This is a genomic window from Streptomyces sp. NPDC101234, assembly GCF_044767525.1.
In the GTDB taxonomy this organism is placed as follows: domain Bacteria; phylum Actinomycetota; class Actinomycetes; order Streptomycetales; family Streptomycetaceae; genus Streptomyces; species Streptomyces sasae.
Genome location: NZ_JBIWOA010000095.1, coordinates 1 through 7,517 on the forward strand (window position 1 = coordinate 1; position 7,517 = coordinate 7,517).

General features: G+C 65.9%; 8 protein-coding genes. 4 read left to right on the plus strand and 4 right to left on the minus strand.

Annotated features, from left to right (window positions below; translation table 11 throughout):
- Positions 1-129: 129 nt before the first annotated feature.
- Positions 130-798, plus strand: a complete 669-nt coding sequence (locus tag ACIRR9_RS55670) for a nitroreductase (RefSeq protein WP_403769679.1) — start codon at positions 130-132, stop codon at positions 796-798.
- A 107-nt stretch (positions 799-905) separates the two neighbouring features.
- Here ACIRR9_RS55670 and ACIRR9_RS55675 read toward each other — a convergent pair whose 3' ends face one another.
- Positions 906-1,820 carry a sigma factor-like helix-turn-helix DNA-binding protein gene (locus ACIRR9_RS55675; protein WP_403769682.1) on the minus strand — a complete coding sequence of 305 codons (915 nt, stop codon included), beginning with the start codon at positions 1,818-1,820 and terminating at the stop codon, positions 906-908.
- A gap of 553 nt (positions 1,821-2,373) precedes the next feature.
- Here ACIRR9_RS55675 and ACIRR9_RS55680 point away from each other — a divergent pair.
- Positions 2,374-3,189, plus strand: coding sequence for a PP2C family protein-serine/threonine phosphatase (locus tag ACIRR9_RS55680; RefSeq protein WP_403769685.1), 816 nt, complete (start codon positions 2,374-2,376; stop codon positions 3,187-3,189).
- 459 nt (positions 3,190-3,648) lie between these two features.
- Here ACIRR9_RS55680 and ACIRR9_RS55685 read toward each other — a convergent pair whose 3' ends face one another.
- From ACIRR9_RS55685 to ACIRR9_RS55695, 3 genes are all read right to left on the minus strand, one after another.
- Positions 3,649-3,987, minus strand: a complete 339-nt coding sequence (locus ACIRR9_RS55685; protein WP_403769688.1) for a hypothetical protein — start codon at positions 3,985-3,987, stop codon at positions 3,649-3,651.
- Positions 3,974-4,828 (minus strand): SDR family oxidoreductase, encoded by an 855-nt coding sequence (locus tag ACIRR9_RS55690; RefSeq protein ID WP_403769691.1) that lies wholly within the window; start codon positions 4,826-4,828, stop codon positions 3,974-3,976. Before ACIRR9_RS55690 ends, ACIRR9_RS55685 begins: the two co-directional genes overlap by 14 nt.
- A gap of 79 nt (positions 4,829-4,907) precedes the next feature.
- Complete coding sequence (locus ACIRR9_RS55695) at positions 4,908-6,263, minus strand: NAD(P)/FAD-dependent oxidoreductase (RefSeq protein ID WP_403769694.1); 1,356 nt, start codon at positions 6,261-6,263, stop codon at positions 4,908-4,910.
- A gap of 203 nt (positions 6,264-6,466) precedes the next feature.
- On the opposite strand from ACIRR9_RS55695, the gene ACIRR9_RS55700 reads away from it, so the two are divergent.
- On the plus strand, positions 6,467-6,724 hold the full coding sequence (locus ACIRR9_RS55700) for a DUF5133 domain-containing protein (protein WP_403769697.1): 258 nt from the start codon (positions 6,467-6,469) through the stop codon (positions 6,722-6,724).
- A gap of 115 nt (positions 6,725-6,839) precedes the next feature.
- On the plus strand, positions 6,840-7,490 hold the full coding sequence (locus tag ACIRR9_RS55705) for an FMN-dependent NADH-azoreductase (protein WP_403769700.1): 651 nt from the start codon (positions 6,840-6,842) through the stop codon (positions 7,488-7,490).
- The last annotated feature ends 27 nt before the right edge of the window (positions 7,491-7,517 follow it).

Below are 7,517 nucleotides of genomic sequence, written 5' to 3' on the forward strand. Positions count from 1 at the left end.
AACGCCCCCCCGTCCGCCACCCCACCCATCCTCGTCTACCGCCCACCCATCGTTCCGGGTAGTATTAAACGATACAGTTGTAAGTGTGACTGTCGCGGGTGCAGCTAACAGAGAGGGACAGAGGCGATCATGAACGTCTATGAAGCGGTTGCCAGTCGCCGAGCCGTGCGGGGATTCACCGACCAGCAGGTCCCGCGGGAGGTGCTGGAGCGCGTACTGTCCGCCGCAGCCTGGGCACCGTCCGCGTCGAATCTCCAGCCGTGGCACGCCTACGTGTTGACCGGCCAGCCGCTGGCCGAGCTCAAGAAGCGTGCCGGCGCACGCATAGCCGCGGGCGACCCCTGGGACGAGCCGGAGTACGAGCAGTACCCGCCGACACTGAAGAGCCCCTACCAGGAGCGCCGATCAGCCTTCGGTGAGCAGCGTTACGGCGCACTCGGTATTCCACGTGAGGACCTGGAGGCGCGACAGCGGGCCTCTGCCGCGAACTGGGACTGCTTCGGGGCACCCGCCGCCCTGTTCTGCTACATCGACCGCTGCATGGGCCGACCCCAGTGGTCCGACATGGGCATATACCTGCAGTCCATCATGCTGCTGCTGCGCTCCGAAGGGCTGCACAGTTGCACGCAGATGGCCTGGGCGAAGTATCACAAGACCGTCGCCGAGGTCCTGTCGCCCCCGGATGAGCTCCTCCTCTTCTGCGGCATGTCGATCGGGTACGAGAACATCGCTGCAAGCCAGCCCCGTATCGGCCGGGCGCCGCTCAACGAGACAGTCACGTTCGTCGACGGCTGTTGACACCTGAGGCTTCGGTCAGCCGACCGCAACGAGCGGCGATCGCAGATCCCGTGAAAGGGCGGCGCTACAGCGCCCGATAGCGATCAGGGCAGGCTGTCTCCCTGCCGTCACGGACCCCGGTGCGAGCCGGGATCGCCGGGGGTGTCGGGCTGGTTCCAGGAGCGTAGCTTGTCAGGATTGAGGACAACCCAGACCTGTGCGACATGATGGTCGGCAACGTCGAGGCTGATGACGGCGGCGACCCGGGTGCCGTAGCGGGCGATGAGCCCGGTGCGCCCATTGACGGATTGGGTGGTCAGAGTGGTGCGAGGGTGGCGGGCGAGGAGCGTCCGCAGGCTGCGGGCGACCTGACGTCTGCCGTGTACGGGCCTGCTCAGTGCTCGGATCTTGCCGCCGCCGTCGAAGAACGCCGTGGCGTCCGGGCACAGCAGCGACTCCAGTAGTTCGGCATCCTCGTCCACACAGGCCTGGCGGAGAGCGCGGGCGAGGTGATCGTATTCGCCCGGCGGGGTGGATCGTGAGCGCTGCCTCCGAAGACTGTGGCGAGCCCGGTCGGCAAGCTCGGCGCACTCGGACTCCGGGCGTCCCACGATGTCGGCCACCGAATCGGAGGCCATGCCGAAGACGTCATTGAGCACAAACGCCGCCCGCTCGGCCGGCGACAGAGAGTCCAGCGCGTTCAGGAGAACCCGGCTGACCTCCTCCGCCAGGCTCGCCTGCGCCCCCTCGGCGCCTTCCGGCTCCGTTCGGTACTCCTCGCCCTGATCCCTCTGGTCGGCCGCACCCCGGTGGGGGTGAGCGAGCAGGCCCAGACAGATCCCGCCCGCGGTCTTCGCGAGCCAGTTCCGGGGAGCTGTGATCCGCCCACGCTCCGCGTCGGTCAGCCTGTACCACCGGCGGTAGGTCTCACCGACGACGCTTTCCGCGTCCCAGGAGTTGCCCAGCATCCAGTAGGTGACTTCCAGCAGGTGCCGACGCTCATCAAGCAACTCCGCGACCGGCACCGCGTCAGCATCACCCATATGGCATCGTCTCCCTCACGAGGCACAGCACAACACGGCTGCACACAGTGACCCCTTCAACCTTCATGAGGGCCTCGGAGAAGTCAGTGTGGCGATGGCCGCGTCCTCGCACACGACACACATCCTTTGTTCCTCGGCTCAATCCCTTGACCGGGCATGCACGCGTCTTGTGACATCAGCTGTTCTGCGCGGTCCCACGTGCCGACCGACGCGCACCACACCTCACCGTACGTTTCACAGAACCTCTTCCATCCTGTGCCGTGAGGATGAAATGGGCTGTTCAGGGGGCTGATGGTCCGTCACGGGAGACGTAGCGGCGGGCGAGCCGCTCGACGACCACGGCTGATACGCCGGCTGTCGGAGCCCGAAGCATGCGCCGCCGAACCGGGCCACCGCGACGAAGAAGTCCTTCGCGCCCCTCCCTTGTCACAGATCCAGTTGCTCTCCTGTCTGGTACCAGGAGGTGTCAAAACACATGAATCGAAGGTGGAGCAACACACCAATGCCTTGCGCAGCATCAACTGTTGGATGCGCACCTGCGTCCCGGGGGACCGTGTGGCGAGAACATCTTGAGACACTCAGAGCTGCGGTAGATTTCAACGCACTGATCGCCCAGGAAAATGCGTCCCTGGAACAGGGTTTGCTACCTGCACCGGCACTGCGCGAAGACAACTTCTCGGCCGCTTCTCGTTACATTCCAGGGCGGCCTCACGCGCTGTTGTGCGGCGACTTCTACGACATTGTGCAGACCGAGGACTCGACCGTACACGTGATCTTGGGAGATGTCTCCGGACATGGAGCAGCTGAGGCCGCTCTGGCGGTTCACCTGCGCTTGGCCTGGCGGACTGCCGTGCACTGCGGCAAGACCCAGTTCGAGCAACTGCGTATCCTGGAGAAGGTCCTGGTCGATGAGAGAGCGGACGACGACACCTACACCACTGTTGTGTCGCTGGTGTTCCCTCCAGGGGGATTGTCCTTGAAAATGATGAGCGCAGGGCATCCGGGGCTCCTCCTGCGCAGCCACGGGGAAATCCACTGGGTCGAGCCTCGGACCGGGATTGCCCTGGGCCTGCTTCCGGGATGCGAGGACTGGACCCGGACCGATGTCTCGCTTTCCCCCTGCGACAGCGTGGTTCTCTTCACCGACGGACTGTTCGAAGGAAGGACCGGCCCCTCCACACGACTTGGCGAGGACGGCCTGCTGCGGCTGGCGCTGCAGCACGGGCACCTGCCGGGGCAGGAGTTCATCGACGCCCTGGTCCACGGCGTGGTGTCCATGGCTGCGCCCTTCGGCGGGCTGGCGGACGACGTGGCAGTTCTTCATCTGGGCTGGAACGCCGCTGACGCAGCTGTGGCGCGACGGCTGTGACAGTCCCCCTCCGAGCCGATGCCACGAGATCCCGACACCTCTGCCACCTCGAGCGACGTCGATGGCCGCATCAGGGCGGCCTCCGAGACGCTGCACTGGCGGCATCGCGTACCTTCCGCCTCGGCCGAAGCCCCGGACAGTGAGAAGTGCCGCGTGTCTCGATACTTCCGCGCACATCATGTGCAATGACACATGCCGCGAGGGGTCGCTGCTGTCTGCACCGTGGGGTGCGCGCAGTCGGTCATCGATGCTCGAAACCGATGGGGCCCGCCCGCCGGAAGGACGTTCGGCAGACCTGCCGGAATCGCAGGTGCCAAGTTCCGAACACCTGTCACGGGGGACGTGTCCATGGTGCTCGAAATTCTGCGATCAACCCACCAACAGCCCAGGCCTGCTGGTGTTCTCCGTCACCGGCAGCCTGGGACCGAATCGAACATGAGCGGGGTGAGCCCCGGTAGCTCAGTTCATCGTCCCCAGCATCACAGCGACGCACAGCATCGCAGCGGTGATCAGAGCCATCGCGATCGCCGTTCCGCGCAGCCAGTGTCTGAAGCGTACGTGGTGCCGCTCCTCCACCACGCTGATGCGGTCCGAGATGTGCTCCGTCACCATACGGGCGACGTACTTCTGCTCGTCGAGATACCACCGCTCGATGTCCGTCTTCTGGACCTGGGTCAGCCCGGATGCCCGCGCGGTGAAGGCTGCCACACGCCGACGTGCTGCTTGCAGATGAGCCTCCCGGTAGAGGTACGTCTCGATATCGGTGAGACCGCGTTCGGCCTCTCTACTCGCGTCCATGCCGTCCTCCAGCGGGAAGGCGGGAAGGCCGGTTGTGGCGGTCCCGGGAGTCAGGAGTGAGCCGGTTGTCGAGCCAGTCGCCGTAGCGAGTGGGCGCGGTGTAGGCATCGGCACCGGGAAGAAGGTCATGACGCCGGAGTCTCGCGCCGAAGTAAGGACTGCGGTCGTCGGGGAACAGACGGCGGTACTCCCCGATGTCGGTGAGGGCGGCACGCACGAACATGTCGAGCCCGAACTCGTCGGGGCCGGCAATCTCACGAACACCGAGGAGGGGCCGGAAGGACGCAGTGTGAGCCAGGAGTACGGCAACATCCGCGCAGGACACCGGCCGGATCTGGACGGGCGCCACCCAGATGCTCCAGTCCTCTGTGGCTGCTTCGGCAATGTCACCGGCGGACTCGAACAGCTGGGTCGTACGGATGATCGAGTAGGGAATCCGAGACTGCCTGATCAGGGTTTCCTTCGCGTACAGGGCACGGAAGTATCCGCTCTCCCGCAACCGGTCCACGCCGACAACGGACAAGGCGACATAGTGTTTTACGCCGGCGGCGGCCGCCGCCGAAAGCAGGTTGGTCGTGGAACGGCACAACGTCTCCATGACTGCCTCCTCATCGATGACGAGGCCGGAATCCTCGGTGAGGACCCCGTCGTCAAGTGAGGGCGGACCGGACAGGTCGACCACTACGGAGCAGCTCTCAAAGGCCTCGGGGAGGCCCTCTCCTGTAACCATGTCGACGCCGCTCGAAGCGGAGACCAGCTCGGCCTCATTCCTGTGCTCATTGATTCTGGCAACAGTCTCGACCCCGGTGGATCCACCGTCGTCGATGACAACGACCTTCATAGAGAGAAGCCTTCCCTTCACGCAGAGGCCGCCCGAGCACACTCGTGCTCAGGCGTCCTGCTGAGCCTCTACGGCATGATCATGCGGCCGTGTGGTCGCCCGCCTGGCTCCCACCGGGTCGGTTCGGATTGGCGTTCGAGACGAACGCGTCCCGTGGATGCTGGACGGAGGCAAGGGAGACCAGATCCCTGCCCCACAGTGCGGCGGTGAGCCAGACGGCGAGAACGCGGACCTTGCGCTCCCAGCTGGGCACGGCCAGGACGTGATAGCCCCGGTGCATCAGCCAGGCGGGAAGCCCCTTGATGACGATGCCCTTGTACTGGAAGATGCCTCGTCCCAGGCCCAGCGTCGCCACCACTCCCAGACTGCTGTGGCGATAGTCTCGGGTCGCGCGCCCCCGAAGACTTGCCGCGATGTTCTTTGCGAGGCGCTTGCCCTGCCGCACGGCATGCTGGGCGTTCGGCACCGTGTACGCGCCCGGTACGTGGGAAGCGAGGTCCGGAACGGCCGCATCGTCCCCGGCCGCCCACGCATCCGGTACGGGTTCACTGCCGGTGCCCACGCGCAGGTCAGGCCGTACCACGATCAGACCCCGCCCGTCGACGGGCAGGTCCGTGTGGTTGTGCACGACCGGATTCGAAGCGTTTCCGGCGGCCCAGACGATCAGCTCGGAATCGAATTCCTTTCCGTCGGACAGCACGACGTGGCCGCCTTCGGCAGAGACCAGCTGTGTGTTCAGGTGGACTTTCGCGCCGCGTTCCTCCAAAGAGCGCACGACCCAGGCGCCGGGCTTGTCCCCCACCTCGGGCAGGATTCGTCCCCGGGCCTCGACCAGGTGGAACGACACATCGTCGAAGCTCAGTTCCGGGTAGAACTTGACCATCGCAGTCGCCAGCGAGAGCAGTTCACCGAACCCCTCGACGCCGGAGAACCCGCCGCCCACGAACGTGACGGTGAGCAGCCTCTGCCGCTCGGGGCCGGGCGGCAGCGACGCCGCCTGGTCGAAGGCCGTCATGAGCCGGTCGCGAATGGCAACCGCCTCTTCCACGTGCTTGAGACCTATGGCCTGCTCCGCCACTCCGGGTACCGGGAAGGTGCGGGTCACGGCGCCGGCGGTGACCACAAGGGTGTCGTACTGAACCTCGTAGTCTGCTCCGCTCGCAGAGCGCACACACACCGTCCGGTCTGCGTGGCGGATCTCGGTCACACTCCCCGCGATCAGCCGGGTGCTGCGCAGGTGTCGCCGCAACGAGACGGCAGCGTGACGTGCCTCGACCGAGCCGGCCGTCACCTCCGGCAGGAAGGGCTGGTACGTCATGTACGGGCGCGGGTCGACGACCGTGACCCGCGCCTCGCCCTTACGCAGCTTTTTCTCAAGGCGCCATGCAGTGTAGAAGCCCGCGTAGCCCCCACCGACAATCAGAATCTCGCGCATCGGTCCCTCGGTTTGTTGTCTGACACCAGATAGACCAGACGGGCCAGGACGGTGTGACACGGCCGCGGCGACATGGCGACTGAGCCGATCTCGTCACAGAAACAGGGGACTTCCGGTCTTCACTCAGCGAACGCTGTCGTCGCCAAGCGTGCTGTTGGCATGACTGCGGTGGTGACTCGAACGCCGAGAGGGAGGGCCTGGCTGTGCTCGTTGTTCCGGATCCCAAGGTCGTCAGAAGGCTGTTGACCCGGTACGCGTCCCTGCAGATCGCGCTCGCCGAAAGCGCGGGGCGGGAGAAGTCACGCGAGCTCGAGGACGTGAGTTACACGCTGTGCATCACGATGGGAACCCGGGACGTGCGTGAAGCCATAGCGGCAGCGGACACGCTGCTGGTGGCCGTGGCCGGGCGAGGCAGTGTCCAGGAGCCGGACGACGAGGGCGGATTGCCGGTGCGCGTCTGAGGCCCCACCAGGACAGCAACACCTGTAGCCACTCGTCTCACTCGTGATAGTCTCATTTAATACCATCTCGTGTTCGACTATGGTCGAGCACCAGTCCTCTCTTGGGAGAAAGCCCATGGCCACGTTGCTGCACATCGACTCCTCCGTGTTTCCCGGCGAGGCCTCCTCGTCCCGTCTGGTCACGGCGGCCTTCCGCAAGGTCTGGGAGGAGCAGCACCCCGAGGGCACGGTGATCTACCGTGACCTCGCCGCCAGCCCTGTCCCGCACATCACCGCCGCCGCCTGGTCCGCCGGTTACACCGCCGCCGCCGAGCGCACCGCCGAGCAGTCCGCCGCATTCGCCGCGCGCGTGAAGCTCATAGAGGAGCTGGAGCAGGCGGACGCCGTCCTGATCGGCGCCCCCATGTACAACTTCTCGATCCCCTCGACCCTCAAGACATGGCTGGACAGCGTGTTGCTCATGGGCCGCACCGCGGGCGAGTCCCCCTCGGCCCAGGGCACCCCGACCGTGGTGGTCGCCAGTCGCGGCGGCTCCTACGCGCCCGGCACCCCGCGCGAGGGCTACGACTTCGTACTGAACTACCTGGAGGCTGTCCTCAAGGGGACCCTCGGCCTGGACCTCGAGTTCATCGTCCCGGAACTCACCATGGCCCCCCGCAACCCGGCCATGTCCGAACTGGTCTCGCTCTACGAGGCCTCCCGCAAGCGTGCCCTGGAGGACGCGGCCGCCAAGGCCAAGGAGCTCGCGGAACTCCTCGCCGCGTAACCCTTGCCGTCGTCGGTGGGCGGCCGC

Coding starts and splice junctions, on each gene's coding strand:
- ACIRR9_RS55670 (WP_403769679.1), top strand. CDS start 130: ATGAACGTCTATGAAGCGGTTGCCAGTCGCCGAGCCGTGCGGGGATTC.
- ACIRR9_RS55675 (WP_403769682.1), bottom strand. CDS start 1,820: ATGGGTGATGCTGACGCGGTGCCGGTCGCGGAGTTGCTTGATGAGCGT.
- ACIRR9_RS55685 (WP_403769688.1), bottom strand. CDS start 3,987: ATGGACGCGAGTAGAGAGGCCGAACGCGGTCTCACCGATATCGAGACG.
- ACIRR9_RS55690 (WP_403769691.1), bottom strand. CDS start 4,828: ATGAAGGTCGTTGTCATCGACGACGGTGGATCCACCGGGGTCGAGACT.
- ACIRR9_RS55695 (WP_403769694.1), bottom strand. CDS start 6,263: ATGCGCGAGATTCTGATTGTCGGTGGGGGCTACGCGGGCTTCTACACT.
- ACIRR9_RS55705 (WP_403769700.1), top strand. CDS start 6,840: ATGGCCACGTTGCTGCACATCGACTCCTCCGTGTTTCCCGGCGAGGCC.